Genomic DNA, 25,781 nt, shown 5'->3' with positions numbered 1-25,781 from the left:
CAGCGTTCCAGGGGCTGAAACATCATGTAACGGTAATGAAGCTAATTCGTCGTACCGTGGCCCCAAAACGACGAACCGTTCGAATTCTGGAGCGTTACCGAACACGGAAGAAAATAATTTTAAGTGACCTTCGGCGACAGTAACGTTTCACCAACCTGCTGTCCTGCCGATCATTATTCACAAGAACTACCCTGCATAAACCCGGAGATACCATGAATAAGAAGGTTTTGACTCTGTCTGCTGTTATGGCAAGCATGCTTTTTGGCGCGGCTGCAAATGCTGCGGATACCCGCATTGGTGTGACCATTTATAAATACGACGACAACTTCATGTCTGTTGTACGTAAAGCAATTGAGAAAGATGCTAAAGAAGCGCAGGGCGTTGAACTGCTGATGAACGACTCGCAGAACGACCAGTCCAAACAGAACGACCAGATCGACGTTCTGCTGGCAAAAGGCGTGAAAGCCCTGGCTATTAACCTGGTTGACCCGGCAGCGGCGGGCACGGTTATCGAAAAAGCACGTGGTCAAAACGTTCCTATCGTTTTCTACAACAAAGAACCTTCACGTAAAGCGCTGGACAGCTACGACAAAGCTTATTACGTCGGTACTGACTCTAAAGAGTCCGGTATTATCCAGGGCGATCTGATTGCCAAACACTGGGCGGCTAACCAGGGCTGGGATCTGAACAAAGACGGCCAGATCCAGTTCGTGCTGCTGAAAGGCGAGCCGGGCCACCCGGATGCTGAAGCACGTACCACTTACGTTATCAAAGAGCTGAATGACAAGGGCATCAAAACCCAGCAGCTGCAAATGGATACCGCCATGTGGGATACCGCAATGGCGAAAGACAAAATGGACGCGTGGCTCTCTGGCCCGAACGCTAACAAAATCGAAGTGGTTATCGCCAACAACGATGCGATGGCAATGGGCGCGGTAGAAGCGCTGAAAGCCCACAACAAATCAGCAGTGCCGGTATTTGGCGTGGATGCCCTGCCAGAAGCGCTGGCACTGGTTAAATCTGGCGCGCTGGCCGGTACCGTTCTGAACGATGCCAACAACCAGGCGAAAGCCACCTTCGATCTGGCGAAAAACCTGGCCGACGGTAAAGAAGCCACTGCCGGCACCAACTGGAAACTCGACAATAAAGTTGTCCGTATTCCTTACGTTGGTGTTGATAAAGAAAACCTCTCTCAGTTCAGCAACAAATAAGAAGGTTCCACTGGGCGCATTAATTTGCGCCCTTTTATAACGCGATGTGCCAGGCCAACAAGGTATAAATATGGTCAGCAATACTACTCAGTCGTCAGGCGAATTCTTGTTGGAAATGAGCGGTATCAACAAGTCGTTTCCTGGCGTTAAGGCGCTCGATAATGTGAATTTAAAAGTTCGTCCACATTCCATCCATGCATTAATGGGTGAGAACGGGGCGGGCAAATCCACATTGTTAAAATGCCTTTTTGGGATCTATCAAAAAGATTCCGGCAGCATTCTTTTTCAGGGGAAAGAGATCGATTTCCATTCAACTAAAGAAGCACTGGAAAACGGTATCTCTATGGTTCACCAGGAATTAAACCTGGTATTACAGCGTTCTGTAATGGACAACATGTGGCTGGGGCGTTATCCCACCAAAGGCGTGTTTGTCGATCAGGACAAAATGTATAAAGACACCAAAGATATTTTCGACGAACTGGATATTGATATTGACCCGAAAGCGCGCGTCGGTACCTTATCTGTTTCGCAAATGCAGATGATTGAGATCGCTAAAGCGTTCTCCTATGACGCCAAAATCGTCATCATGGATGAACCGACCTCATCGCTGACGGAAAAAGAAGTTAATCATCTGTTCAAAATTATCCGCAAGCTGAAAGATCGCGGCTGCGGCATCGTCTATATCTCGCACAAAATGGAAGAGATCTTCCAGCTGTGTGATGAAATCACCATTCTGCGCGACGGACAGTGGATTGCCACCCAGCCGCTGGAAGGGCTGGATATGGACAAGATCATCGCCATGATGGTGGGCCGCTCGCTGAACCAGCGTTTCCCGGACAAACAAAACGTCCCTGGCGAAACCATTCTGGAAGTGCGCAACCTGACCTCACTGCGGCAGCCTTCCATTCGCGATGTCTCTTTCGATCTGCGTAAAGGCGAAATCCTCGGTATTGCCGGGCTGGTGGGGGCGAAGCGTACCGATATTGTGGAAACCCTGTTTGGTATCCGCGAAAAATCATCCGGTACCATTAAGCTGCACGATAAGCCGATTAATAACCACACCGCTAACGAAGCCATTAATAACGGCTTTGCGCTGGTGACGGAAGAGCGCCGCTCAACGGGCATTTACGCCTATCTGGACATTGGATTTAACTCACTTATTTCCAATATTCAGAACTACAAAAACAAAGTCGGTCTGCTGGATAACTCCCGCATGAAGAGCGATACCCAGTGGGTAATTGACGCCATGCGCGTTAAAACGCCGGGTCATCGCACGCAGATTGGTTCCCTCTCCGGTGGTAACCAGCAGAAAGTCATTATCGGCCGCTGGTTGCTGACCCAGCCGGAAATCCTGATGCTCGATGAACCGACGCGCGGTATCGACGTAGGTGCGAAATTTGAAATTTACCAGTTGATTGCAGAGCTGGCTAAGAAAGGCAAAGGGATCATTATCATTTCGTCTGAAATGCCGGAATTGTTAGGGATCACTGACCGTATTCTGGTAATGAGCAATGGCCTCGTTTCCGGAATTGTTGACACTAAAACGACAACGCAAAACGAAATTTTGCGTCTTGCGTCTTTGCACCTTTAAGATCAGGGGCTCCTCATGAGTGCGTTAAATAAAAAAAGCTTTCTCACTTATCTGAAAGAGGGCGGTATTTACGTCGTTCTTTTAGTGTTACTGGCCATTATTATTTTCCAGGATCCAACCTTCTTAAGCCTGCTGAACTTAAGTAACATTCTTACCCAGTCCTCAGTGCGTATTATCATCGCGCTGGGCGTGGCAGGGCTGATCGTCACCCAGGGTACTGACCTGTCGGCTGGTCGTCAGGTCGGTCTGGCGGCGGTGGTCGCGGCGACGCTGTTGCAGTCGATGGAGAACGCCAACAAGGTGTTCCCGGAAATGGCGACCATGCCGATTATTGCTGTTGTGGCTATCGTCTGCGTGATTGGCGCGATCATCGGCCTTATCAACGGCATTATCATTGCGTACCTGAACGTAACGCCGTTTATCACCACCCTCGGCACCATGATCATCGTGTACGGCATCAACTCCCTGTACTACGACTTCGTGGGCGCGTCGCCGATTTCCGGCTTTGACAGCGGCTTCTCGACCTTTACCCAGGGCTTTGTGGCGCTCGGCACCTTCCGTCTGTCCTACATCACCTTCTACGCGCTGATCGCCGTGGCCTTCGTCTGGGTGCTGTGGAACAAAACCCGCTTCGGCAAAAACATTTTTGCTATCGGCGGCAACCCGGAAGCGGCAAAAGTCTCCGGCGTGAACGTGGCGCTGAACCTGCTGATGATCTATGCCCTGTCCGGCGTGTTCTACGCCTTCGGCGGGATGCTGGAAGCGGGGCGTATCGGCTCTGCAACCAACAACCTCGGCTTTATGTATGAGCTGGACGCCATCGCAGCCTGCGTGGTGGGCGGCGTCTCCTTCAGCGGCGGCGTGGGTACGGTGTTTGGCGTGGTGACCGGTGTGATCATCTTTACCGTCATCAACTATGGCCTGACCTATATCGGCGTGAACCCGTACTGGCAGTACATTATTAAAGGCGGCATCATCATCTTCGCCGTGGCGCTGGACTCCCTGAAGTACGCGCGCAAAAAATAAGTACCGGCTTAAACAAAAAACCCACGTTAGCGTGGGTTTTTTTATGGCTCTGTTTGCCGGGCCTGCAATTAACCGCCACCCGGCAACTTAATGTTTCGCTTCTAAAATTTTATACAGCTGGATGGCTTCGTTAATATTATTGGTTTCAAGAGAAGCGATCTTTTCTTCGTTGGTATACACATCATACGCCTCGCCGTTCAGCCGGAATAAGACCGACTGACCGCGATAGCGAACAATTTTTTCTCTTACGCCAATGCCCCGGCGACGCAGTGCGATTTTGGCTATTCTGTCAATGGTGAGGCCCCTTCTTGCTGGCTCAGTGTAAAAATAATGTTAAAGCCTCAGTAAGTATAGTGCTTATCAGCTTAAGGTAACCTTAAGATGTGCCTGTCGGCCTTTATGAAGACTCTGACAGCGGAATAATCGAGATGTGCCCGTTTTGTTCAAGAATAGCGAATTTAATATCCGACAACTTATCAATGCCGTGGTTATTGCGGGCGGACACTATAATATCAGCACAGGAAATATCTGCTTTCTTCATTTTCGCTTCCAGCAGTCGCCCGTTTTCGACGAGGATCACCGGCGTACCGTCAATAGCCGCTTCCACGGACGGCAGATATTTTTTCAGTAAGCCAAACAGAATGTCCACCACCACCAGCGTAATGATGGTCAGGGCCGCCCCAGTCACGGAAAAGTCATTACCGAGCAGCGCCTGCTGGGTCGCTTCGCTGATGATGAGCAGTAAAATCAAATCAAACGAGGTCATTTGCAGCAGCGCCCGCCGTCCGGCGATCTTGAAGACCACCACCAGGATCAGATAGATAGCAATCGCTCTTAAAACCATATCCATGACAAGCTCCTACGGGTAAATAAATTGCCAGAAGGGGAGAGAGGGCCCCTGATCCACAGCTACCGTGCTTTGGCTTTGGCCCCACTGCAAAGGCTGCACGCCCAGCCAGATGGCATGGTCTGCCGGAAGCGCGTCGCGTGACCAGCTCAGCACCAGCCGGTTGTTCTGCGCCTGCATACGATCGGGCTGCGGCTGGAGGGTGGTAATCTGGAAGGTTTCCATAAAATCCCCTCCCAGCACCACAGTGACCTCTTTACGGGTGCCTGCATGGACGACAATTTTCATTTCCGCATCGCTCATCAGCCGGTTAAAGCGCTCATACTCCAGCGTCAGGCCGCCGTCCGCCGTGGTACGTTGCTGGTGGCTGAGCCAGCCCTTAGAAAACGCGCCGCACAGCGCCGCGATGACGATTAACAGCAGCAGAAAAAAGCCGTAGCGTCGGGCATTCGCTTCAAAATTCAGCCAGAACGCATTTTCCGATACGGGTTGTGAATGGGAAGGGGGTGTGGAAGATGATGACCTGATTTTCATAGCCTCTCCATGCAAAATGGAAAACGTACTAATTCGTCATGTTTTGTAAATCCTGCCATCAGTATAGGTGAGATGTTTAACGAGGCGCGTTTAAAGCTGCCAGACTATGCTATTACTATTAAAGCTGGTCACCGTGCGTGCCGGGAATAAATTGCCAAATCATGGTATAAGATAAAACAGGTTTTAAGAGGGCGGATCGCGACATTCATTTCCGTCAATGCGTATACGCCATGGAGGCAATCTCATGTATTCATTCATCGCCCGGCAACCGGTATTTGACAAGAACATGTCGACGGTCGCCTATGAGTTGCTCTTTCGCGACGGCATGACGAATCGGTTTCCGGATGTCTCGCCGGAATACGCCACCAGACAGATCATCTCCGATCTGTTTCTCTCGACCTCACTACCCAAGCTGGTCGGCAATAATAACTGTTTTATCAATTTCCCGCCGGAGATGATCGTCCAGGGCTTTGCGGATACGCTGCCTCATGACAAAGTGGTGATCGAAATCCTCGAAACGGCAAAACCCACCGATGAGCTCTTTGACGCGGTGCGTCGTCTGTTTGGCTGGGGCTTCAAGATTGCGCTGGATGACTTTACGCTGGAGAACGGCTGGGAACGCTTTATGCCGTACATCAGCATTGTGAAGTTCGACATCCGCGCTTACTCCTTTGAAGAAATTACCCAGTACATCAACCAGCATAAGAAACACCTCAGTAAGGTAAAATTGCTGGCGGAAAAAGTCGAAACCGCCGAGGAATTTGAACGCTACAAAGCCTTCGGTTTTCACTTATATCAGGGTTATTTCTACAGTAAGCCGGAAATTATCAAAAACAAGCGCCTGGCCCCCGGTAAGGTATTACAGCTTCAGCTTATTCAGGAAGTGAACACCCCTAATCCTGATATGTTCAAAGTTGAGAATTACCTCAAGCGTGATTTGACCCTCTCCTATACCCTGATGCGTTACACCAAAAATGTGCTGTTTAAAAACCGCGGCATTGTACTGGGTAAAAACGCCACCCTCAGGGATACGCTGCTTTATTTAGGCATTAACGAAGTGCGGCGCTTTGTCTCCATTTCCTGCCTGACCAATATGGCGGATGTGAAAACCGACCAGCTCTATCATATGAGCCTGGTGCGCGGCATGTTCTGTGAACTGATGGCGAAAGAAACCGGCAACGCGCGGCTTTCGGGCGATGCCTTTTTCTGCGGCCTGTTCTCGCTGCTCGACACCATTCTGGGCATTTCCATGGAAGATCTGTTCCGGCAAATTCTGCTGCCGGAGAACGTCATGAACGCGTTAACGAAGCACGAAGGGGTGATCTGGCAATTCCTGACGCTGGCCCGTCTTTACGAGGAACAGGACTGGGATAACGCCGGCGCGCTGCTGGACAGCTTTAAGCTGGATCAGGCGACGGTTATCGGGGCGATGCAGCAGTCGATTGAGTGGGCCGATAATATCTCGGCCTAACGGCCTTTAGGCTTGCTCAGCTGCTCACTGAGCTGCTCCGGCGTCACCGCCGGATAGCCCTGCGCGTCGTCAGTAGTTTCACTGACGTTCGGAATAGGCACCAGCGGCCCAAGGAAACGCGGCTCGCGTTTGAAGACATACAGATCCGCCAGCGCGCCGAGCCGCGCGCCAAATTCACGGATGCGCACGGTCAGCATATCTTTCGGCGACGGCACGGCATAACACTGCGCCTGGATCCCCATATGCAGGGCGATAAACAGCGCCCGCTCGCAGTGAAAACGCTGGGTGATAATAATAAAGTCGTTGGTATCGAAGACTTTACGCGTGCGCACAATGGAATCCAGCGTACGGAAGCCCGCGTAATCCAGCACGATATCCTGCGGATCGACGCCACCGGCAATCAAATCCTTACGCATGGTCACCGGCTCGTTGTAGCTCTGCTGGGCGTTATCGCCGCTCAGCAACAGGTAATTCACCTTGCCGCTGTTATAGGCGTTGAGCGCTCCCTGAATGCGGTAACGGTAATACTGATTGATGACGCCGGTGCGGTAATATTTGGCGGTACCGAGCACCACCCCCACCTGTCGGTAGGGCAAATCCTGCAAATCGTCGTAGATATAAGGCGCAGTTTTCCAGCTGATCCAGCGGTCCAGTCCAAGCGCAGTAAACAGCAGCAAGCCGATGAGGACTAACAGGCTGTAAAACAAACGCTTCAACATGCAGATAGCTCAGTAAAGGAAGAAATTTCACTCAGGCTACTTTACGCGCCGGTTTTGCGCAAGAAACGGCGGTTCGATTGCGAAGATTTTCATCACTGCGGACGCGAACGTCCGCAGTAAAGGGGATCAGGCCAGCAGTACGCGATCGATATTCTGGCAGCCCAGGGCTTTCAGCGTGGCGGCGGTGGCGTCCCACTGGGTCAGGGTCGCATCGGCTTTTTCGGCCAGCACCGCGCGCTGAATGTCCGGGTAATCATAACCATTCAGGCTGAGCAGGTTCAGCGCGCCCTGCAACGGCGGCAGCGACGGGTTAAAGGCGGCGTTCTCGGCGTAACGGCCGGAGAATACCGTGCCGTCGCGACACTCCAGCGCCAGCCCGGCCGGAGCCTGACTGTAAGGCGCATGACTCTGGTTCGCCGCAGTAATGGCTGCCTGCGTCAGCGCATCGCCGGTAACGGCAAAGCCGTGATTTTCTTCGTCCATCAGCAGCGTTTTAATCTCCAGATCCTTCGGCCCGAAGGCATCCGGCAGGTAATCGGCCAGCGTATGGGGATCGCGCCCCGGCAGGTTAATACGCAGTGACAGACCGCTGTTCAGCTCGTTCATAAACTGACGGCAGTGACCGCAAGGGGTGTAGTTAACGGTGACAGACGCGAGAGATTTTTCGCCGCGCAGCCAGGCATGGCTGATGGCGCTCTGCTCGGCATGCACCGTTTGCTGCATGGTCGCGCCGATAAATTCCATATTGCCGCCAAAATACCAGGTGCCGCTGACGCCGCGGGCAATAGCGCCGACGTTAAAATGCGACACCGGCGTGCGTGCGCAGGCCGCGGCGAGGGGTAACAGCGCGAAAGCCAGTGCGTCTTCGTCCAGTCGCGTTGCGTTTTTAAGCATGGCGACCTGCTCCGCGGTCAGCAGGGCAGGGAAGTGCTCATCCGCCAGAACCGGCGCCAGCGCGGATTGCAGATCCGCCGCGAGACTTGCGAAAGCAGCGTGAAAACGTGAATGCATGGCATTGCCTCATAACAGTGTAATGGGAGCGTAGTTTACGGGCCGGTCAGGCCTTTATATGTGATTCATATCACACTGTATATGCAACTTATGAAATTCAAATGAAAAATGCGCGACGCATCGCAAATTTTAGCCCATCACCGCAAGGATCAGCGGGAAGACAAAGGGGGCCAGCAGCGAGGTGATAATGCCGCAGATCACCAGCGCCAGCGAACTGAACGCGCCCTCCTGATAATCCAGCTCGGCGCAGCGGGCAGTGCCCAGCGCGTGCGAGGCGGTACCCATCGCCAGGCCGCGCGATGCTTTGGTGCGAATACGCATCACATTAAGCAGGGTATGGCCGAACACCGCGCCCAGAATACCGACAAAAATCACGCACATGGCGCTGATGGCGGGAATACCGCCGAGGCTGCCGCCTACCGCCATGGCAATGGGCGTGGTCACGGATTTCGGCAGGATGGAGGCGGCGATTTCCGGCGTCGCTCCCATCAGCAGCGCAATAGATGTCCCGGTGATCATCGCCACCAGGCTGCCGACAAAACAGATGGTGATGATGGATTTCCAGCGGGCGCGGATCTGATGCAGCTGTTCGTATAAGGGATACGCCAGCGCCACCACCGCCGGTTGCAGCAGATCGTTGAGAATTTTACTGCCCTGAAAGTAACGCTCATAAGGAATGCCGGTCAGCAGCAGAAAAGGGATGATCACCACCATGGAAACCAGCAGCGGGTTCAGTAACGGGATACGAAAACGGGTCGCCAGTTTGCGCGCCGCGAAGAATACCGCCAGCGTGAGCGGCAAAGACCACCAGATCGAAGCCATCATTGTTTCTGCTCCTTCTCACCGACGATTTTGCGTTCGCCGTGCACAATGTGCGAACTCCAGCTGACCACCAGAAATACCACCAGCGTACTGACGGCGCAGGAGACCACTACCGGCCCGAACTGGGCGATCAGCACGTCATAATATTGCATCACGCCGACGCCAATGGGCACGAACAGCAGCGCCATATAGCGGATCAATACATAGCAGCCGGGGTTCACCCATTTTGCCGGCAGAATTTGCAGCGCCAGCAGCAGGAACATAATCAGCATGCCGATAATGCTGCCCGGAATGGTGATCGGCAGCAGCGAGGCGATAAAGATACCCGCGTACAGACAGGCATAAATCAGGACAAACGCACGCAGATATTGCCAGACAACAATGAGTGATTTATTCATGGTGACTACCCTTGACGAGATGCATTCATCATACAATTAAAATCTGAAATGTGCTACCGATCACAACATGCAGCCGAGCATAACAAAGAATCCTGAGATTAACGTTATGCATTCACACAAGATTAGGCGTAAAACCGCCCGCCCTCCGGCGGCTGGCCTCTTTCCTCCCCGCCACAGAGACGCTACCATACGCGCCTCTTAATTATTGGGTATTGTTATGCGTGTATTACTGGCTCCGATGGAAGGCGTGCTCGATTCGCTGGTGCGTGAGCTGCTGACCAGCGTGAACGATTACGATCACTGCATCACCGAATTTTTGCGCGTGGTCGATCAGCTACTGCCGGTAAAATCCTTCTATAAAATCTGTCCGGAATTACAGCATCAAAGCCGTACCCCCAGCGGCACGCCGGTGCGCGTGCAGTTACTGGGACAATACCCGCAATGGCTGGCGGAAAACGCCGCCCGCGCCGTCGAACTGGGCTCCTGGGGCGTCGATCTCAACTGCGGCTGCCCGTCGCGGCTGGTGAACGGCAGCGGCGGCGGGGCCACCTTACTGAAAGATCCTGACCTCATTTACCGGGGCGCAAAAGCGATGCGCGAAGCGGTGCCTGCGCATCTGCCGATGACGGTAAAAATCCGTCTCGGCTGGGATTCCGGCGATAAACAGTTTGAAATCGCCGATGCCGTGCAGCAGGCAGGGGCCAGCGAGCTGGTGGTGCATGGCCGTACCAAAGAAGACGGCTACAAAGCCGAGCGCATCAACTGGGCGGCGATTGGCGAGATCCGCAAACGCCTGACCATCCCGGTGGTGGCTAACGGTGAGATCTGGGACTGGCAAAGCGCGCAGGATTGCATGGCGGCAACGGGCTGCGATGCGGTGATGATTGGCCGCGGGGCGCTCAATGTGCCGAACTTAAGCCGGGTGGTGAAATACAACGCGCCGCGCATGCCGTGGCCGGAAGTGGTGCAACTGTTGCAGCGCTACAGCCAGCTTGAGAAGCAGGGCGATACCGGGCTGTATCACGTGGCGCGTATCAAGCAGTGGTTAGGATATTTACGTAAAGAATATGCTGAAGCCACCGCGCTCTTTGAACAGGTGCGCATCCTGAAACATTCGGCCGCCATTGCGGCGGCGATAGATTCAGTAGCTTTATAAATGACTTGCCCCCATAACGGGGGCAATTTTCAGAAAATCATTTTAAACACGCCGGTCACCACCAACAGCCCAATCAGAAAAATAATCAAAACCGCCCATAGTAAAATTTTCATCGTCCTTTCCTTTTAAGAGTCATATGCCTGCACGAATAAGTTTAGGCACACATTGGCAGCTTTGCCTGGTCGATCGCGAAGATCGTTTCTGCATCAGCCTGTTAACCCTCGTGAATTACCTATACTTACCTCTTTGCCGCTAAAGGCTCATTTCCCGGAGGAGTTCTACATGGTTTCGACGAATAAAGTTGCCATCGTTACGGCGTCAGATTCAGGTATCGGCAAACAGTGCGCGCTGGTGCTGGCTAAGCAGGGCTTCGATATTGGTATTACCTGGCATTCCGATGAGGAAGGCGCCAAAGCCACCGCTAAGGAAGTGGAGGCGCTGGGGCGACGCGCAGAACATGTGCACCTTGATCTGGGAAACCTGCCGGAAGGTGCAGAGGCCATCAACACGCTGATCGAACGTTTCGGTCGTATTGATGCGCTGGTGAATAACGCCGGGGCGATGAGTAAAGCGCCCTTCCTTGAAGTGGCGTTTGACGACTGGCGTAAGGTGTTTACCGTTGATGTCGATGGCGCGTTTCTGTGCTCGCAAATCGCCGCGCGCAAAATGGCGGAGCAGGGACAGGGCGGGCGCATCGTGAATATCACTTCAGTGCATGAACACACCCCGCTGCCGGAAGCCAGCGCCTACACCGCCGCCAAACATGCACTGGGCGGGCTGACCAAATCCATGGCGCTGGAGCTGGTGGATCACCGTATTCTGGTTAATGCCGTCGCCCCTGGCGCTATCGCCACGCCAATGAACGATATGGACGACGAAGACGCCAAAGACGGCTCGCTGCCGATTGTCCCCCTGACCCGCCCTGGTAAAACCCAGGAGATCGCAAGCCTGGTGGGCTGGCTGTGCTCGGAAGAGTCGAGCTACACCACCGGCCAGTCGTTTATCGTCGATGGCGGCTTTATGCTGGCGAACCCGCAGTTCAACGCAAAATAAGCTTTACAGGCCGGGCCGTAGCCCGGCTTATTCGTCGTCCTTATCGCGACGGCGGGTAAACCAGTAACGCAGCGCCAGGGCAATCGCCAGCGCCAGAACGATCCACACCCCATGCTTCAGATGCTGATCCAGATGGTGCAGCCAGGGTCCTATCACCTCGCCGCCCACATAGCCCAGGGTGGTGAAAATCAGCGCCCAGACAATGGCCCCCAGAATATTCAGCGGCAGAAAGACTTTTGGCGGCAGGCGGCTCGCGCCAATCAGTAGCGGGCCGATAATGCGAAAACCGTACATAAAGCGCGTGCCGATCACAAAGAGATAAGGCCGCCGCTGGATCAGTTTCTGCGCGCGGGTGATTTTCTTCTGGTGACGGGAAAAGCGTCGCAGAATGCGCTCGCCGTAACGCCGCCCGAGCAGGTACAACAGCTGGTCGCCAATCATACCGCCGAGCGCCACCGCCGCCACCACCAGCCAGAAACGAAGCAAACCCTGATGGGCCGCCACGCCGCCGAGCAGGGTAATGGTTTCACCTTCCGCCACGCTGCCGATCACCAGCGCCGCATAGCCGTACTGGGCTATCAGACCGTTTATATCCACGACAAATTCAACTCATTGTTTACATCCATTTTTTAAAGCATACACCCTCAAACGCGAACCGGATCGCAACGTCCGTTGACTGACTATTTATCAGACTTATCGTTTCGCTCAAAAAATAACCAATTCATGCATTATACTTACAGGGTCGACGTTCGGCTGACTGCAAGGGGGCGTTATGAACCATGTCTGGGGACTCTTTTCCCATCCCGATCGTGAAATGCAGGTAATTAAACGCGAAAACGAAACGGTTTCGCACCACTATACGCACCACGTTTTACTGATGGCCGCCATTCCGGTGATCTGCGCCTTTATCGGCACCACGCAGATCGGCTGGGACTTTGGCGATGGCAACGTCATGCAACTCTCGCTGTTCACCGGCTTTTATCTGGGCGTTCTGTTTTACGCCCTGATGCTGGCAGGGGTGGCGGTGATGGGCCGGGTGATTTACTGGATGGCGCGTAACATACCGCAGCGTCCGTCGCTGGCGCGCTGTATGGTGTTTGCCGGTTATGTCGCCACGCCGCTGTTTTTAAGCGGTATCGTCGCGCTTTATCCGCTGGTCTGGCTGTGCGCGCTGGTGGGCACCGCGGCGCTGTTGTGGACCGGTTATCTGCTTTATGTCGGCATTCCCACCTTCCTCAATATCAATCGTGAAGAAAGCCTAAACTTTTCCGGTTCGACCCTCGCCATCGGCGTGCTGGTGCTGGAAGTGCTGCTGGCGCTGACGGTGATCCTCTGGGGCTACGGTTACCGGCTGTTCTGAGCTAATTGCATTGCTGGCGTGAATGCCAGCAATGCAACCTTATGCAACGATTCTTCTGTGGCGACAACCCGAACGGGCGGCTATCATGCCTTAGCCAGCTTTTGTTATTTTTTAATTGCCGACATTAGCGGTGCGCGTTATTACGTGCGTGAATAATTATCAGAAGCCTCACCATGCTGAAATTCCGTGTTTCCTTATTAAGCCTTGCGTTATTACTGAGCGTGCCTGTCATGCCACAGGCGCTGGCGAAAACCTCCGCAGTCGCGACTTCTGCCCAGCCCGAAATTGCCTCCGGCAGCGCGATGATTGTCGATCTGAAAACCAATGAGGTGATCTATTCCAGTCACCCCGATCTGGTGCGTCCGATCGCGTCCATTACCAAGCTGATGACGGCGATGGTGGTGCTGGACGCCAGCCTGCCGCTGGATGAAAAACTGAAAGTGGATATCAGCCATACGCCGGAGATGAAAGGTATCTATTCCCGCGTGCGCTTAAACAGTGAAATCAGCCGTAAGAATATGCTGCTGCTGGCGTTGATGTCCTCGGAGAACCGCGCGGCGGCGAGCCTGGCGCACCATTATCCGGGGGGCTATGACGCCTTTATCCGCGCGATGAACGCCAAAGCCAAAGCCCTGGGAATGCGTAACACGCGCTTTGTGGAGCCGACGGGGCTGTCGATCCATAATGTCTCTACGGCGCGGGATCTGACGCGCTTGCTGGTGGCGACCAAACAGTATCCGCTGCTCGGTCAGTTAAGCACCACGCGGGAAGAGATGGCGACCTTCAGCAGCCCGGCCTACACGCTGCCGTTCCGTAATACCAACCATCTGGTATACCGCGATAACTGGAATATTCAGCTGACCAAAACCGGCTTCACCAATGCGGCGGGTCATTGCCTGGTGATGCGTACGGTGATTAACGGCAAATCCGTGGCGCTGGTGGTGATGGATGCCTTCGGCAAATACACCCACTTTGCGGATGCCAGCCGTCTGCGCACCTGGATCGAAACCGGTAAAGCGCAGCCTGTACCGGCGGCGGCGCTGGCCTATAAGCGCCAGAAAGCGGCGCAAATGGTCAGCAGCGGCGGCAGTGCCGCAGGCGAGCAAACCGCGCAGAACGATTAATTATTCCGGCAGCGTCCAGTCACCGTCGTTGAGCGGGCGCTGCATAATCAACGTATCCCGCCAGTCACCTTTCTTATAGCCGACGCTGCGCAGCTGGCCTGCCACGGTAAAGCCGTGTTTTTCATGCAGGCGCAGGGAACCGGCATTATTATGGCCGTCGCCGACAATGGCGATCATCTGCCGCCACGGGCCTTCTTCGCAGCGCGCGATCAGCGCATCCATCAGCGCGCCGCCAATGCCGTGACCGGTCATGCTGGCGTCCACATAAATGGATTCTTCAATAGTGAAACGGTAGGCGTGGCGCGGACGATAAGGTCTGGCGTAGCAGTAGCCGACCACAATGCCGCGATAGAGCGCCAGCAGCCAGGGCAGCCCGTCGGCGGTCACCGCCTCGATGCGTTCGCGCATCTCATCGACGGTGGGCGGGACTTCTTCAAAAGAGGCACGCCCGTGGAGCACATGCCAGGCGTAGATCGCGGCTACGGCATGGGCATCGTCAGGCCGTGCATCGCGAACCTCCACTTCAATTCCCGTTAAAACATCAATAACAGACATGGGCATAGGCTCCTGAATGGCATGCCATAGAAACGTTTCTATGGCGACATAGCGCTACTCTAGTACGAAAAAGGAACACGGAATACCCCATACATCACAGTGCAATGCATAGCGCCGGGCTTGCGCTATGCGGTTACGCTTTCGGTTTGCATTACGCCCAGTTTTTTAGCTTTGAAGTCTTGCCGATGCCGGGGTTCATGCTGTTTGTCGGGTCATTGCTGCGATAAAATTGTTTTAAACTTTCTGCCGCTTCGTACAGGTGACCGACATTATGTTCCGCCGGATACTGCGCCCCGCGCGCATGCAACAGCGCCAGCATCTGCTCTTTCAGCGCATGGGCATCGACGCCTTTTTTCACGATGTAATCCTGATGGAAGACGTAGCACATGAAATGCCCGTAATAGAGCTTGTGAACTAACTGGCTGTCGATTTCAGGCGGCAGCGTTTCAAACCACTGCTCGTCGTTGCGCCGCAGGGCAATATCCAGCGCCAGAATATCTTCCACTTCCTCCGCATGCACTGCCTGATAACGGATTGCCGCCCCCGCCGCCGCAAAGCGGTGCAGGAAGGCTTTATTGCCTTCTTCGGTGGTACAGGCGAAGAAATCGCCCTCTGCATCAGCGAAGTAGGACTTCAGCCAGCTCTGTGCTTCCGCAATGCCCTCGCCGGACATTTTCAGCAGCAGATGATGTTCGTACTTATCCCGCCAGGTTTTCATGCGCGGCGGCAGATGGTTCGGGAACAGATTGCCCAGCTTCTGCATCGCCCGGTCGGTAAAGTGCGGTTTCACCAGCGGTACTTTTTCCAGCATCGCGTCGGTGCGGCCTTTCAGGGTGAAGAACATCGGCATTTTGTCGGTGCCGAGCTTGTCGATCATCAGGAAAGTGTCTTTCCCGTAGCGCGCGGCGATGTCGTAAATATCGCGATGCATATACTCACCCGCCACCGGCAGATGGGTGAAGTTCGCCAGAATATGTCGGCGGATCTCCGTCAGCACCTCCGGCTGATTGGTGCCGATGTAAAATACCTGCTGGCGTTTTTCCGCCGGGAAGGTGTCCAGACGCACGGCAAAGACCGCGAGCTTGCCCGCGCAGCCGGAGGATTCAAACAGGCGATCCGGATCGGCGTTATAGCGCGCCGGAGTGTCAGCCGTGATGTCGCGTACGCGGGTAATATAGTCGTGATCGTGGGCGTGGCGGCCATCGTGACGCACATCGGCGTCGTTAATGCGATCGTCGTCCAGCTTGCTGAGGATCTGCTCCGGCGTGCTGCCCAGATCGATCCCCAGATGGTTCACCAGCTGTAACTGGCCGTCTTCATTAATACGCGCAAACAGCGACATTTCGGTGTAGGCCGGGCCGCGCTGTACCAGCGAGCCGCCGGAGTTGTTACAGATGCCGCCAATGACCGACGCGCCTATGCATGAGGATCCAATCACCGAGTGGGGTTCACGACCCAGCGGTTTGAGCGCTTTTTCCAGCGAATAAAGGGTGGTGCCCGGATACGCCAGCACCTGCTCGCCTTTTTCCAGCAGGTGCAGCTTATCGAGACGCAGCGTGCTGATGATGACGATCTCGCGGTCGTAATCATTGCCGTCCGGCGTTGATCCTGCGGTAAGACCGGTGTTCGCCGCCTGCATAAGAATAATTTTATCGGCGCGCACGCAGGCGCTCAGCACATGCCACAGTTCCAGCAGCGAGCCGGGGAAGACGACGGCCAGCGCATCGCCCTGGCCCGAGCGGAAGCCTTTACGGTAGCGCGCGGTTTTGGCCGGTTCAGTCAGCAGATGGGCGTGGCCCACGAGGCGGGTAAGTTCCTGCAAAAAAGCAGCGTTATTATCAGGATGATGACCAGACATGATCCACTCCTTGTGGCGGGGCAAAATTGACGCTTTAAAGCATAGCGCGGGAAAATACATCACGCGGAAGTAATCGTCAGAAAAATAAGAGAATAACCCTGCAACAGCTACTACGATTATGGCACACTGCGGTTTTCGCACGCTCTGCCGCTGATACGGCTGTAATTACGAGAGATATACGACATGAAATGGCTATGTTCTGTAGGTGTCGCTGTGAGTCTGGCGCTGCAACCCGCGCTGGCGGAAGAAACGACCGGCAATCATCCCCTTACGCCGGAAGCGCGTGATGCCTTTGTCACCGAATTACTCGGCAAAATGACCACCGATGAAAAAATCGGTCAGTTACGTCTTATCAGCGTCGGGCCGGATAACCCGAAAGAAGCCATCCGCGAGATGATCAAAGCAAGTCAGGTCGGGGCGATTTTTAACACCGTTACCCGCCAGGACATTCGCGCCATGCAGGATCAGGCGATGCAGCTCAGCCGCCTGAAAATCCCGCTGTTCTTTGCCTACGACGTGGTGCACGGTCAGCGCACCGTCTTCCCGATTAGCCTCGGTCTCGCGTCCTCCTTTAACCTTGAGGCGGTGAAAACCGTCGGCCGCATTTCCGCTTATGAAGCCGCTGACGATGGCCTGAACATGACCTGGGCGCCGATGGTCGACGTCTCCCGCGATCCGCGCTGGGGCCGGGGTTCCGAAGGCTTCGGGGAAGATACTTACCTGACCGCCAGCATGGGTAAAACCATGGTGGAATCCATGCAGGGTAAAAGCCCGGCGGATCGCTATTCGGTAATGACCAGCGTGAAACACTTCGCCGCTTACGGCGCGGTGGAAGGCGGTAAAGAGTACAACAGCGTCGACATGAGCTCGCAGCGTCTGTTCAACGACTACATGCCGCCGTACAAAGCGGCGCTGGACGCGGGCAGCGGCGGGGTGATGATCGCCCTGAACTCCCTTAACGGCACCCCTGCGGCCTCCGATCCCTGGCTGTTAAAAGATCTGCTGCGCAAGGAGTGGGGCTTTAAAGGCATCACCATTTCTGACCACGGCGCGATCAAAGAGCTGATTAAACACGGTACCGCCGCCGATCCGGCAGACGCCGTGCGCGTGGCGCTGAAATCCGGCGTCGATATGAGCATGGCCGATGAGTATTACAGCAAATACCTGCCGGATCTGATCAAAAACGGCAAAGTGACCATGGCTGAACTGGATGACGCCACCCGTCACGTGCTGAACGTGAAATATGATATGGGGTTGTTTAACGATCCGTACAGCCACCTGGGCGCGAAAGAGACCGATCCGCAGGACACCAACGCCGAAAGCCGTCTGCATCGTAAAGAAGCCCGTGAAGTGGCGCGCGAAAGCCTGGTGCTGCTGAAAAACCGTCTTGATACGCTGCCGCTGAAAAAGAATGCCACCATCGCGGTGGTGGGCCCGCTGGCTGACAGCAAGCGCGACGTGATGGGTAGCTGGTCGGCGGCAGGGGTGGCGGATCAGTCCGTGACCGTGCTGACCGGCATTAAAAACGCCATCGGCGACCAGGGCAAAGTGATAGTCGCGAAAGGCGCGAATATCACCGATGACAAAGACATTGTCACCTTCTTAAACCAGTACGAACCGGCGGTGCAGGTGGATGAACGCACGCCGCAGGCGATGATCGACGAAGCGGTAAAAGTGGCGAATCAGTCTGACGTGGTGGTGGCCGTGGTCGGCGAAGCCCAGGGTATGGCCCATGAAGCCTCCAGCCGTACCGATCTCACCCTGCCGCAAAGCCAGCGCAATCTGATCGCGGCGCTAAAAGCCACCGGTAAACCGCTGGTGCTGGTGCTGATGAATGGTCGTCCGCTGGCGCTGGTGAAAGAAGATCAGCAGGCGGATGCGATCCTCGAAACCTGGTTTGCGGGCACCGAAGGCGGAAACGCTATCGCCGATGTGCTGTTTGGCGATTACAACCCGTCCGGCAAGCTGCCGATGTCCTTCCCGCGCTCTGTCGGGCAGATCCCGGTCTACTACAGCCACCTGAACACCGGTCGTCCGTATAACGCTGATAAGCCGAACAAGTACACCTCGCGCTACTTCGACGAAGCGAACGGCCCGCTGTATCCGTTTGGCTATGGCCTGAGCTACACCACGTTCAGCGTGTCTGATGTGAAACTGTCTGCGCCAACCATGAAGCGTGACGGCACGGTGACGGCAAGCGTTGAGGTGACTAATACCGGCAAACGCGAAGGCGCAACGGTACTGCAAATGTATCTGCAGGACGTGACCGCCTCGATGAGCCGTCCGGTGAAACAGCTGAAGGGCTTTGAAAAAATCACCCTGAAACCGGGTGAGACCCAGACCGTCAGCTTCCCGATCGATATTGAGGCGCTGAAGTTCTGGAACCAGCAGATGAAATACGATGCGGAGCCGGGCAAATTTAACGTCTTTATCGGCACCGATTCCGCCCGCGTGAAGCAGGGCGAGTTCGAACTGCTGTGATCCTTTTTCCGTAATCCCCAACGCCACCGTCCGGTGGCGTTTTTTTTGCTTTTCTGTTTCGCCGGGTGGCGACGGCGTCTTACCCGGCCTACCGTTTTACCCGGCCTACGGGCTTATCCGGTCTGCGGACTAATTTGTAGGCCCGGCAAGCTTGCGCCGCCGGGCAACGCATTGCTCATGTGTAACATGCCAAAGCCTTCCTGCGCGTCACAATGGATACAAAATTTATTATTCACTCACCCGTGCCATGATGCGTCCCAGATATTCACTCAACTGATGCTTTTGCAAATAATTCCTTAAATCCCGCGCCCAGCCCGTGCCCTCGCCGAGGATCGCCCGACTGTGGGTGGACGCGTACAGATAGCGGGTATCATAAAGGTTAATCAAGGTCTGATTGATCCCCTCAACGTTAAACCCCGGATTACGCTGCTGCTGCATCTCTAATGCCTTAACGACCCGCGCCTGCTGGCCCGGATCCGGCGTAAACGTCCGCTCATTCAGTTCACTGAGCACCACAAATTCAGGGGCAATGCCCTCATCGATTGCTGCCTGCAGGCGATAATGTCCGTCGAGGATCACAAAGGAGGCCAGCCCGGCAATGTACCAGACCAGTACCGGCGGCAATGTCCCTTCACGGCTTTTTTTCCGCCACCATTTCAGGCGTCCCGCATCGCGGTCGATCGGATAGCGGCCCCGCAGTAAATTGCCTCCCCACCACCAGTCCACCAGCATGACTTTTTGCGGGTCTGCTACATCCGGGAAATCTTCGCCATAGAGCACCCAGTCGCAGCCGATATTTCCGGCGCTTGTCGGCGACTCAAAACGCCAGTCGGCAACGGGCTGTCGCTGCGCCAGGGGGCGCGGAGCTGCGCTTACTGGCATCATGGGTCTTAACAACCACCGACGCGCGGACAACAACGGCGTGGGGGCCGTCATTAACTGTCGGGCAAAATAGCGACACCATTCGCTTAGCGGATCGTGTACGGCCTGCTTTTGGACCCATTCCACGTCTGCGGAAGTCACCGGCGGCAACAAGGATTGCTGGCCCGGATGATCGGCATTAAACACCAGCCAGACGCCTGAGTGATCCGCAAGCATCGTGGCCCAGAACAGTGTTTCTCCCTGGAGCTGTAGCGCCATACGGCCATGATGGCCGCTTAACATTTCCATGGCCTGCACGGGAGAGTCGCTTTCCTGCACCTGCAGTTCCAGCCCCTGCCAGTGGCCATTGCGGTCGAGTAAATCCTTCCACCAGTATTGTGACATCTGATACTCGCTTAACCTGTCCTGTAAAAGATTTATCGGCACACTGTAGTACGTTTTCACCAGACTCAGAAAGCGCGTCACAAAAATGGCGGGCGGTAATCCGCATAATGCGGCCTTCACCTTCAGGGACGAAAATCTTGTTAAGGATAACATCATGGATCAAAGTCTTTTTATCCAGCGGGGCGTCTGGGCGCGCCTCGGCTTGCCCCGCGAGCTTTGCTGGGGATTTATCGGCGTCTTTCTCTTTATCACCGGCGCGACCATCGAACAGAGCTGGCTGGCATCGATGCTGCAAACGCGCGGCTTCGCGGCCACCGATATCAGCCTGCTGTCCTCAATTTTCGGCCTGTGCGTGGCGGCGGTGTCGTGGTTTTCCGGCATCGGCGCTGGCGTACTGGGCGTGCGGCGGCTGATGTGGGCGGCGACGGTGTGCTATTTCGCCGGATCGGTGCCCTTTATTTTTGTCGCTCTGCCGGATAACCACTATCCGATGATGATCGTCAGCTATGCCCTGCGCGGCGTGGCCTATCCGCTGTTTGCCTACTCCTTTCTGGTGTGGATCAACCAGCGCTGCGAAGCGCGGATATTAGGCCGCGCGGTGTCGTGGTTCTGGATCGCCTTTGGCGTCGGCATGACCATTGTCGGACCCTGGTATTCAGGACTGATGCTGCCCGCCATCGGGGAAACCGCCACCCTGGCCAGCGGTTTTATTTTTGTTGCGCTGGGAGCCGTATGCGCGCTGATCCTCAATAGCGACAGACCCCGTTTCACCCGCAGCCAGAGCATCCGTCAGGCGATGGGCGAGGGACTTATGGTGCTGGTGCGCCAGCCGAAAATGCGGCTCGCGGTGATGGTCAAAACCATCAATGACATCGGCAAATTTTCGCTGGTGATCCTCATGCCGATGTATCTGCCGCGCTTCGGCTTCAGCATCGCCGAATGGCTGACCATCTGGGGACTGGTCAATGTGGTGAACATTTTCGCCAGCTATCTGTTCGGCTGGCTGGGGGACACCATCGGCTGGCGCAATACGGTGATGTGGTTTTCCGGCACCCTTTGCGGGCTGGCATCGCTGGCGGTCTGTTATGCGCCGGTGATCTTTGGTCACAGCAATGCCGCGCTGTTCATGGCGCTTGCGCTCTATGCCATCGGCCTCGGCGCCTTTGGGCCGCTGAGCGCGCTGGTCCCCTCGCTGCTGCCGGAAAATAAAGGCACCGCCATCTCCTGTCTTAATCTTGGCTCGGGGCTGAGCAATTTTGCCGGGCCTGTTATCGTCACGTTGTGCGTGGGTCCGCTGGGCGTGGAAGGCACGCTGTGGGTCATTGCGCTGCTCTATTTTTCGGCCAGTATTATGACCGTACCGTTAAAGCTGCCAGAGAACCCCGCAGACTAGCGATATATCGTCTACGCTTTTTACACAAGCTGCTGATAGCAGACGGCAAAAAACGAGGAAAGCACGATGACAATCAAAAAGGGGATGCTTGGCTCACTGGCGTTGATCGCGGCGGTGAGCCTGCCGGCGCTGGCGGCGGAGCCAATTAAGGTCGGTTCAAAAATTGATACCGAAGGCGCGCTGCTGGGCAATATTATTTTGCAGGTGCTGGAAAGCCACGGCGTGAAGACCGTTAATAAAGTGCAACTCGGTACCACGCCGGTGGTGCGCGGGGCGATCACCTCCGGCGAGCTGGATATTTATCCGGAATACACCGGCAATGGCGCGTTCTTCTTTAAAGATGAAAACGACGCGGCGTGGAAAAACGCGCAGCAGGGCTATGAAAAAGTCAAAAAACTGGATGCCGAACAGAACAAGCTGGTATGGCTGACGCCTGCGCCCGCCAACAACACCTGGACTATCGCCGTGCGTAAAGACGTGGCGGAGAAGGGCAAGCTGACCTCCCTTGACGATCTGAGCCGTTACCTGAAAGAGGGCGGCACCTTCAAACTGGCGGCGTCCGCGGAATTTATCGAACGCGCCGATGCGCTGCCCGCCTTTGAAAAGGCCTATGGCTTTAACCTGAATCAGGATCAGCTGCTGTCGCTGGCGGGCGGCGATACCGCTGTGACCATCAAAGCTGCGGCGCAGCAAACCTCCGGCGTGAATGCCGCCATGGCCTACGGCACCGACGGCCCGGTAGCGGCGCTGGGTCTGCAAACCCTGACCGATCCGAAAGGCGTACAGCCGATTTACGCCCCAACGCCGGTGGTGCGCGAGGCGGTGCTAAAAGCGTATCCGCAGCTGGACGAATGGCTGAAGCCGGTCTTCGCCAGCCTCGATGAAAAAACGCTGCAACAGCTGAATGCCAGCATCGCCGTGGAAGGGCTGGACGCGAAGAAAGTCGCCGCTGACTACCTGAAGCAAAAAGGACTGGTGAAGTAATCACAGGATGGGATGGTATTGATCCGTTGTCATAATCGCGTGGTGTTGCTGCTGGCGCTGATCGCGCTGGCAGCCTCGCTGCTGCCCTTTGTTAATTATGCGCCTAACCGGCTGGTGTCCGGCGAAAGCCGCCTGTTATGGCAGGTCTGGCCGGCCTCGTCATGGCTGTGGCTGGCAGCGCCGTTGCTGCTGATGGCGCTCTGTTTTCTGCCCCGTCGCTGGCCTCAGGCCGCCACGCTTATCCTCGCGGAAGGGCTGTTTATTGTGCTGGTATGGGCGGCAGGCCGGGCGGCGACGGATCTGGCGCAGCAGGGCAGTACGCTTGCCCGTACGTCCATGGGCAGCGGTCTGTGGCTGTGGCTGGCGCTGGCGCTGCTTGCCGCCAGCGATACCATTCGTCGCCTGACGGCAGGCCCCGTCTGGCGCTGGCTGTTACATGCGCAAATCTGGATCCTGCCGCTGTTTCTGCTGCACTATGGCTATCTTAACGATCTCTCCCTGCTGAAAGAGTACGCCAACCGTCAGGACGTGTTTGACGATGCGTTGACCCGCCATTTGCTGTTGCTGGTCGGCACGCTGCTGCCTGCGCTGCTGGTGGGCGGGCTGCTGGGGTTGTGGTGTTACCGCCATCCGTCGCGTCAGGGGCCGGTGTTCGCGGTGCTTAACGTCATTCAGACAGTGCCCTCGGTGGCGCTGTTTGGTCTGCTGATCGCGCCCCTTGCCGGTCTGGTGCAACGCTTTCCGGTGCTGGGACAGCTTGGCATTGCCGGTACCGGCCTGACGCCCGCGCTGATCGCGCTCATTCTTTATGCGCTGCTGCCGCTGGTGCGCGGCGTGGTGGCCGGTTTAAACCAGGTACCGCGCGAGGTGCTGGAAAGCGCCGCCGGCATGGGCATGAGCGCCCGGCAGCGCTTTTTGCAGGTGCGCCTGCCGCTGGCGTTGCCTTTATTGCTGCGCAGTCTGCGGGTGGTGACGGTGCAGACCATCGGCATGGCGGTCATTGCGGCACTGATTGGCGCGGGCGGGTTTGGGGCGCTGGTGTTCCAGGGATTGCTGAGTAGCGCGCTGGATCTGGTGCTGCTCGGCGTGATCCCGGTGATCGCGCTGGCAGTGGTGGTGGACGCATTATTCGGATTGTGGCTCGCGCTGCTGAAGGTAAAACAGGCATGATTGAATTTCGACAGGTCAGCAAAGCATTTAATGGTCAGGACGCGGTCAGCGATCTGAATCTGCATTTCAAAACCGGGGCGTTCACGGTGCTGATCGGCACCTCCGGCTCCGGTAAATCCACCACGCTGAAGATGATCAACCGGCTGGTGGAGCACGATACCGGCACCATTTTGTTTGCCGGTGAGGAGATCCGCTCCTTTCCGATGCTGACGCTGCGCAGGCGCATGGGCTACGCCATTCAGTCCATCGGTCTGTTTCCCCACTGGACGGTGGCGGAAAACATCGCCACCGTGCCGCAGTTGCAGAAATGGTCGCGGGCGCGTATCGCAGCAAGGGTGGATGAGCTGATGGCGCTGCTCGGGCTGGATCCCGGCCTGCGCTCGCGCTATCCCCATGAACTGTCCGGCGGTCAGCAACAGCGTGTCGGCGTGGCGCGGGCGCTGGCGGCGGATCCGGAAGTGCTGCTGATGGACGAGCCGTTCGGCGCGCTCGATCCGGTGACGCGCGGGGCGCTGCAACAGGAGATGCGCCGCATTCATCAGCTGCTCGGGCGCACCATCGTGCTGGTAACGCACGACATCGACGAAGCCTTACAGCTTGCGGATCATCTGGTGCTGATGGATAACGGCAAAGTGGTACAACAGGGCACGCCGCTGGAGATGCTCACCCGTCCGGCCACGCCATTCGTGCGCGAATTCTTCGGTCGCAGCGAGCTGGGCGTGCGCCTGCTCTCCCTGCGCCGGGTCGGCGATTATCAGCGCGCCGGGGATGCGGCAGCAGGCGAGCCGCTCAGTGAAAACCTGACATTGCGCGACGCCCTGTCGGCCTTCGTGGCGCAGCAGCGCGACGTGTTGCCGGTGGTGGATGCGCAAGGTATTGCCTGCGGCAGTCTGCATTTTCGCGATCTGCTCAGCATGGAGGCCAACCGTGAAGGTCATCCGTGATCCGCTGCTGTGGCTTATCGCCCTCTTTATCGCGTTGCTGCTGGCGCTGCCGCACAGCGCCACGCTGTTCAGCGCCTGGTTTCCGCAGCTGCCGCGCCCGGTTTATCAGCAGGAATCCTTTCTTACCTTAACTCTGGCGCATTTCTGGCTGGTGGGGATTTCCAGCGTGATAGCGGTGATCATCGGCGTCGGGGCGGGGATCGCGGTGACGCGTCCGGCAGGGCTGGAATTTCGCTCGCTGGTGGAAACCATCGCCGCGGTCGGGCAAACCTTTCCGCCGGTGGCAGTGCTGGCGATTGCCGTGCCGGTGATGGGTTTTGGCAGGGATCCGGCGATAATCGCGCTGATCCTCTACGGCGTATTGCCGATTTTGCAGGGCACGCTGGCAGGGCTTAGCGCCGTACCGGCGGGGGTGATAAGCGTGGCGGAAGGTATGGGGATGAGCGCCTGGCAGCGGCTGATGAAAGTGGAATTACCGCTGGCGGCGCCGGTGATTTTAGCCGGCGTGCGCACCTCGGTGATCATCAACATTGGCACGGCGGCGATCGCCTCGACCGTGGGGGCGAATACCCTCGGCACGCCAATTATCATCGGACTTTCCGGCTTTAATACTGCCTATGTCATTCAGGGCGCGCTACTGGTGGCGCTGGCCGCGATTATTGTCGATCGCGGATTCGAGCGCCTGGCGCGGGCAATGACTAAGCACGCAGAATAAAGAAGTAACCCGCCAGCATCACGCCGCCCGTGCCGCCGATAGCCATAAGTAGAAAGAGGGTGGTGACAAGGATTTTGGACGCCTTCATGTTT

The 25,781-nt window shown here is 56.0% G+C and carries 26 protein-coding genes; 14 read left to right on the top strand and 12 right to left on the bottom strand.

The window, feature by feature from the left end; all coding sequences use genetic code 11:
• Nucleotides 1–212: 212 nt before the first annotated feature.
• The 3 genes from mglB to mglC all read left to right on the top strand — a co-directional run bounded on the left by mglB (nucleotide 213) and on the right by mglC (nucleotide 3,828).
• Nucleotides 213–1,211 (top strand): galactose/glucose ABC transporter substrate-binding protein MglB, encoded by a 999-nt coding sequence (gene mglB, locus BMF08_RS19280; RefSeq protein WP_072569127.1) that lies wholly within the window; start codon nucleotides 213–215, stop codon nucleotides 1,209–1,211.
• 70 nt (nucleotides 1,212–1,281) lie between these two features.
• Complete coding sequence (gene mglA, locus BMF08_RS19275) at nucleotides 1,282–2,802, top strand: galactose/methyl galactoside ABC transporter ATP-binding protein MglA (protein ID WP_072569126.1); 1,521 nt, start codon at nucleotides 1,282–1,284, stop codon at nucleotides 2,800–2,802.
• A gap of 15 nt (nucleotides 2,803–2,817) precedes the next feature.
• On the top strand, nucleotides 2,818–3,828 hold the full coding sequence (gene mglC, locus BMF08_RS19270; protein WP_072569125.1) for a galactose/methyl galactoside ABC transporter permease MglC: 1,011 nt from the start codon (nucleotides 2,818–2,820) through the stop codon (nucleotides 3,826–3,828).
• 397 nt (nucleotides 3,829–4,225) lie between these two features.
• On the opposite strand, the gene BMF08_RS19260 is transcribed toward mglC, so the two are convergent.
• A complete protein-coding gene (locus BMF08_RS19260; protein ID WP_072569123.1) occupies nucleotides 4,226–4,678 on the bottom strand; it encodes a DUF421 domain-containing protein in 453 nt (150 codons plus the stop codon).
• A gap of 9 nt (nucleotides 4,679–4,687) precedes the next feature.
• Nucleotides 4,688–5,209, bottom strand: a complete 522-nt coding sequence (locus tag BMF08_RS19255) for a hypothetical protein (protein WP_072569122.1) — start codon at nucleotides 5,207–5,209, stop codon at nucleotides 4,688–4,690.
• Nucleotides 5,210–5,453: 244 nt separating this feature from the next.
• Between BMF08_RS19255 and BMF08_RS19250 the strand changes: the two genes are divergently transcribed.
• Nucleotides 5,454–6,680: an EAL and HDOD domain-containing protein gene (locus tag BMF08_RS19250; RefSeq protein ID WP_072569121.1), complete on the top strand. Its 1,227-nt coding sequence runs from the start codon at nucleotides 5,454–5,456 to the stop codon at nucleotides 6,678–6,680.
• Here BMF08_RS19250 and sanA read toward each other — a convergent pair.
• The 4 genes from sanA to BMF08_RS19230 all read right to left on the bottom strand — a co-directional run bounded on the left by sanA (nucleotide 6,677) and on the right by BMF08_RS19230 (nucleotide 9,630).
• A complete protein-coding gene (sanA, locus tag BMF08_RS19245; RefSeq protein ID WP_072569120.1) occupies nucleotides 6,677–7,399 on the bottom strand; it encodes an outer membrane permeability protein SanA in 723 nt (240 codons plus the stop codon). The two genes, BMF08_RS19250 and sanA, sit on opposite strands and share 4 nt — an antisense overlap.
• 126 nt (nucleotides 7,400–7,525) lie before the next feature.
• Entirely contained in the window at nucleotides 7,526–8,410 is an 885-nt protein-coding gene (gene cdd, locus BMF08_RS19240) for a cytidine deaminase (protein WP_072569119.1), read from the bottom strand.
• A gap of 129 nt (nucleotides 8,411–8,539) precedes the next feature.
• The gene (locus BMF08_RS19235; protein ID WP_072569118.1) at nucleotides 8,540–9,235 is read right to left on the bottom strand and encodes a CidB/LrgB family autolysis modulator; all 696 of its coding nucleotides are present in this window, start codon (nucleotides 9,233–9,235) and stop codon (nucleotides 8,540–8,542) included.
• Nucleotides 9,232–9,630 (bottom strand): CidA/LrgA family protein, encoded by a 399-nt coding sequence (locus BMF08_RS19230; protein WP_072569117.1) that lies wholly within the window; start codon nucleotides 9,628–9,630, stop codon nucleotides 9,232–9,234. The genes BMF08_RS19235 and BMF08_RS19230 overlap by 4 nt, the downstream gene beginning before the upstream one ends.
• 217 nt (nucleotides 9,631–9,847) lie before the next feature.
• Between BMF08_RS19230 and dusC the strand changes: the two genes are divergently transcribed.
• Nucleotides 9,848–10,786: a tRNA dihydrouridine(16) synthase DusC gene (gene dusC / locus BMF08_RS19225; protein WP_072569116.1), complete on the top strand. Its 939-nt coding sequence runs from the start codon at nucleotides 9,848–9,850 to the stop codon at nucleotides 10,784–10,786.
• A gap of 29 nt (nucleotides 10,787–10,815) precedes the next feature.
• Here the strand turns inward: dusC and yohP are convergent, their stop codons facing one another.
• Nucleotides 10,816–10,899, bottom strand: coding sequence for a small membrane protein YohP (gene yohP, locus BMF08_RS19220; RefSeq protein ID WP_071785213.1), 84 nt, complete (start codon nucleotides 10,897–10,899; stop codon nucleotides 10,816–10,818).
• Between the two features lie 169 nt (nucleotides 10,900–11,068).
• On the opposite strand from yohP, the gene BMF08_RS19215 reads away from it, so the two are divergent.
• Complete coding sequence (locus tag BMF08_RS19215; protein ID WP_072569115.1) at nucleotides 11,069–11,839, top strand: SDR family oxidoreductase; 771 nt, start codon at nucleotides 11,069–11,071, stop codon at nucleotides 11,837–11,839.
• 27 nt (nucleotides 11,840–11,866) lie between these two features.
• Here the strand turns inward: BMF08_RS19215 and BMF08_RS19210 are convergent, their stop codons facing one another.
• Complete coding sequence (locus BMF08_RS19210; RefSeq protein WP_072569114.1) at nucleotides 11,867–12,436, bottom strand: DedA family protein; 570 nt, start codon at nucleotides 12,434–12,436, stop codon at nucleotides 11,867–11,869.
• Between the two features lie 175 nt (nucleotides 12,437–12,611).
• On the opposite strand from BMF08_RS19210, the gene BMF08_RS19205 reads away from it, so the two are divergent.
• Nucleotides 12,612–13,199, top strand: coding sequence for a Yip1 family protein (locus BMF08_RS19205; RefSeq protein WP_072569113.1), 588 nt, complete (start codon nucleotides 12,612–12,614; stop codon nucleotides 13,197–13,199).
• Nucleotides 13,200–13,372: 173 nt separating this feature from the next.
• A complete protein-coding gene (gene pbpG, locus BMF08_RS19200) occupies nucleotides 13,373–14,323 on the top strand; it encodes a D-alanyl-D-alanine endopeptidase (protein WP_072569112.1) in 951 nt (316 codons plus the stop codon).
• Here pbpG and BMF08_RS19195 read toward each other — a convergent pair whose 3' ends face one another.
• Nucleotides 14,324–14,878: a GNAT family N-acetyltransferase gene (locus BMF08_RS19195; RefSeq protein ID WP_072569111.1), complete on the bottom strand. Its 555-nt coding sequence runs from the start codon at nucleotides 14,876–14,878 to the stop codon at nucleotides 14,324–14,326. It lies immediately after the preceding gene.
• Nucleotides 14,879–15,029: 151 nt separating this feature from the next.
• Entirely contained in the window at nucleotides 15,030–16,736 is a 1,707-nt protein-coding gene (gene dld, locus BMF08_RS19190) for a D-lactate dehydrogenase (protein WP_072569110.1), read from the bottom strand.
• Nucleotides 16,737–16,919: 183 nt separating this feature from the next.
• Between dld and bglX the strand changes: the two genes are divergently transcribed.
• On the top strand, nucleotides 16,920–19,217 hold the full coding sequence (gene bglX / locus BMF08_RS19185) for a beta-glucosidase BglX (protein ID WP_072569109.1): 2,298 nt from the start codon (nucleotides 16,920–16,922) through the stop codon (nucleotides 19,215–19,217).
• A gap of 228 nt (nucleotides 19,218–19,445) precedes the next feature.
• Here bglX and BMF08_RS19180 read toward each other — a convergent pair whose 3' ends face one another.
• The gene (locus BMF08_RS19180; RefSeq protein ID WP_072569108.1) at nucleotides 19,446–20,483 is read right to left on the bottom strand and encodes a hypothetical protein; all 1,038 of its coding nucleotides are present in this window, start codon (nucleotides 20,481–20,483) and stop codon (nucleotides 19,446–19,448) included.
• Between the two features lie 154 nt (nucleotides 20,484–20,637).
• Here BMF08_RS19180 and BMF08_RS19175 point away from each other — a divergent pair, with 154 nt between their 5' ends.
• From BMF08_RS19175 to BMF08_RS19155, 5 genes are all read left to right on the top strand, one after another.
• On the top strand, nucleotides 20,638–21,876 hold the full coding sequence (locus BMF08_RS19175) for an MFS transporter (RefSeq protein ID WP_072569487.1): 1,239 nt from the start codon (nucleotides 20,638–20,640) through the stop codon (nucleotides 21,874–21,876).
• A gap of 66 nt (nucleotides 21,877–21,942) precedes the next feature.
• Nucleotides 21,943–22,860, top strand: a complete 918-nt coding sequence (gene osmF / locus BMF08_RS19170) for a glycine betaine ABC transporter substrate-binding protein OsmF (RefSeq protein WP_072569107.1) — start codon at nucleotides 21,943–21,945, stop codon at nucleotides 22,858–22,860.
• Nucleotides 22,861–22,872: 12 nt separating this feature from the next.
• A complete protein-coding gene (locus BMF08_RS19165; protein ID WP_072569106.1) occupies nucleotides 22,873–24,030 on the top strand; it encodes an ABC transporter permease in 1,158 nt (385 codons plus the stop codon).
• On the top strand, nucleotides 24,027–24,974 hold the full coding sequence (locus tag BMF08_RS19160; protein WP_072569105.1) for an ABC transporter ATP-binding protein: 948 nt from the start codon (nucleotides 24,027–24,029) through the stop codon (nucleotides 24,972–24,974). Before BMF08_RS19165 ends, BMF08_RS19160 begins: the two co-directional genes overlap by 4 nt.
• Nucleotides 24,958–25,689, top strand: coding sequence for an ABC transporter permease (locus tag BMF08_RS19155; RefSeq protein WP_072569104.1), 732 nt, complete (start codon nucleotides 24,958–24,960; stop codon nucleotides 25,687–25,689). The genes BMF08_RS19160 and BMF08_RS19155 overlap by 17 nt, the downstream gene beginning before the upstream one ends.
• Here the strand turns inward: BMF08_RS19155 and BMF08_RS19150 are convergent.
• On the bottom strand, nucleotides 25,673–25,777 hold the full coding sequence (locus tag BMF08_RS19150) for a protein YohO (protein ID WP_072569103.1): 105 nt from the start codon (nucleotides 25,775–25,777) through the stop codon (nucleotides 25,673–25,675). The two genes, BMF08_RS19155 and BMF08_RS19150, sit on opposite strands and share 17 nt — an antisense overlap.
• Nucleotides 25,778–25,781: the final 4 nt, after the last annotated feature.

It is taken from the genome of Enterobacter sp. SA187 (assembly GCF_001888805.2).
Taxonomy (GTDB): domain Bacteria; phylum Pseudomonadota; class Gammaproteobacteria; order Enterobacterales; family Enterobacteriaceae; genus Enterobacter_D.
This window is presented reverse-complemented; position numbering and strand designations above follow the sequence as displayed.

What these genes read in the sequence shown, in the direction of transcription:
- mglB (WP_072569127.1), top strand. Translation starts at nt 213, where the DNA reads ATGAATAAGAAGGTTTTGACTCTGTCTGCTGTTATGGCAAGCATGCTT.
- cdd (WP_072569119.1), bottom strand. Translation starts at nt 8,410, where the DNA reads ATGCATTCACGTTTTCACGCTGCTTTCGCAAGTCTCGCGGCGGATCTG.
- BMF08_RS19175 (WP_072569487.1), top strand. Translation starts at nt 20,638, where the DNA reads ATGGATCAAAGTCTTTTTATCCAGCGGGGCGTCTGGGCGCGCCTCGGC.
- BMF08_RS19215 (WP_072569115.1), top strand. Translation starts at nt 11,069, where the DNA reads ATGGTTTCGACGAATAAAGTTGCCATCGTTACGGCGTCAGATTCAGGT.
- BMF08_RS19160 (WP_072569105.1), top strand. Translation starts at nt 24,027, where the DNA reads ATGATTGAATTTCGACAGGTCAGCAAAGCATTTAATGGTCAGGACGCG.
- mglC (WP_072569125.1), top strand. Translation starts at nt 2,818, where the DNA reads ATGAGTGCGTTAAATAAAAAAAGCTTTCTCACTTATCTGAAAGAGGGC.
- pbpG (WP_072569112.1), top strand. Translation starts at nt 13,373, where the DNA reads ATGCTGAAATTCCGTGTTTCCTTATTAAGCCTTGCGTTATTACTGAGC.
- mglA (WP_072569126.1), top strand. Translation starts at nt 1,282, where the DNA reads ATGGTCAGCAATACTACTCAGTCGTCAGGCGAATTCTTGTTGGAAATG.
- BMF08_RS19235 (WP_072569118.1), bottom strand. Translation starts at nt 9,235, where the DNA reads ATGATGGCTTCGATCTGGTGGTCTTTGCCGCTCACGCTGGCGGTATTC.
- BMF08_RS19205 (WP_072569113.1), top strand. Translation starts at nt 12,612, where the DNA reads ATGAACCATGTCTGGGGACTCTTTTCCCATCCCGATCGTGAAATGCAG.
- dusC (WP_072569116.1), top strand. Translation starts at nt 9,848, where the DNA reads ATGCGTGTATTACTGGCTCCGATGGAAGGCGTGCTCGATTCGCTGGTG.
- BMF08_RS19165 (WP_072569106.1), top strand. Translation starts at nt 22,873, where the DNA reads ATGGTATTGATCCGTTGTCATAATCGCGTGGTGTTGCTGCTGGCGCTG.
- BMF08_RS19255 (WP_072569122.1), bottom strand. Translation starts at nt 5,209, where the DNA reads ATGAAAATCAGGTCATCATCTTCCACACCCCCTTCCCATTCACAACCC.
- BMF08_RS19150 (WP_072569103.1), bottom strand. Translation starts at nt 25,777, where the DNA reads ATGAAGGCGTCCAAAATCCTTGTCACCACCCTCTTTCTACTTATGGCT.
- BMF08_RS19230 (WP_072569117.1), bottom strand. Translation starts at nt 9,630, where the DNA reads ATGAATAAATCACTCATTGTTGTCTGGCAATATCTGCGTGCGTTTGTC.
- osmF (WP_072569107.1), top strand. Translation starts at nt 21,943, where the DNA reads ATGACAATCAAAAAGGGGATGCTTGGCTCACTGGCGTTGATCGCGGCG.
- bglX (WP_072569109.1), top strand. Translation starts at nt 16,920, where the DNA reads ATGAAATGGCTATGTTCTGTAGGTGTCGCTGTGAGTCTGGCGCTGCAA.
- BMF08_RS19195 (WP_072569111.1), bottom strand. Translation starts at nt 14,878, where the DNA reads ATGTCTGTTATTGATGTTTTAACGGGAATTGAAGTGGAGGTTCGCGAT.
- BMF08_RS19180 (WP_072569108.1), bottom strand. Translation starts at nt 20,483, where the DNA reads ATGTCACAATACTGGTGGAAGGATTTACTCGACCGCAATGGCCACTGG.
- BMF08_RS19250 (WP_072569121.1), top strand. Translation starts at nt 5,454, where the DNA reads ATGTATTCATTCATCGCCCGGCAACCGGTATTTGACAAGAACATGTCG.
- dld (WP_072569110.1), bottom strand. Translation starts at nt 16,736, where the DNA reads ATGTCTGGTCATCATCCTGATAATAACGCTGCTTTTTTGCAGGAACTT.
- yohP (WP_071785213.1), bottom strand. Translation starts at nt 10,899, where the DNA reads ATGAAAATTTTACTATGGGCGGTTTTGATTATTTTTCTGATTGGGCTG.
- BMF08_RS19260 (WP_072569123.1), bottom strand. Translation starts at nt 4,678, where the DNA reads ATGGATATGGTTTTAAGAGCGATTGCTATCTATCTGATCCTGGTGGTG.
- sanA (WP_072569120.1), bottom strand. Translation starts at nt 7,399, where the DNA reads ATGTTGAAGCGTTTGTTTTACAGCCTGTTAGTCCTCATCGGCTTGCTG.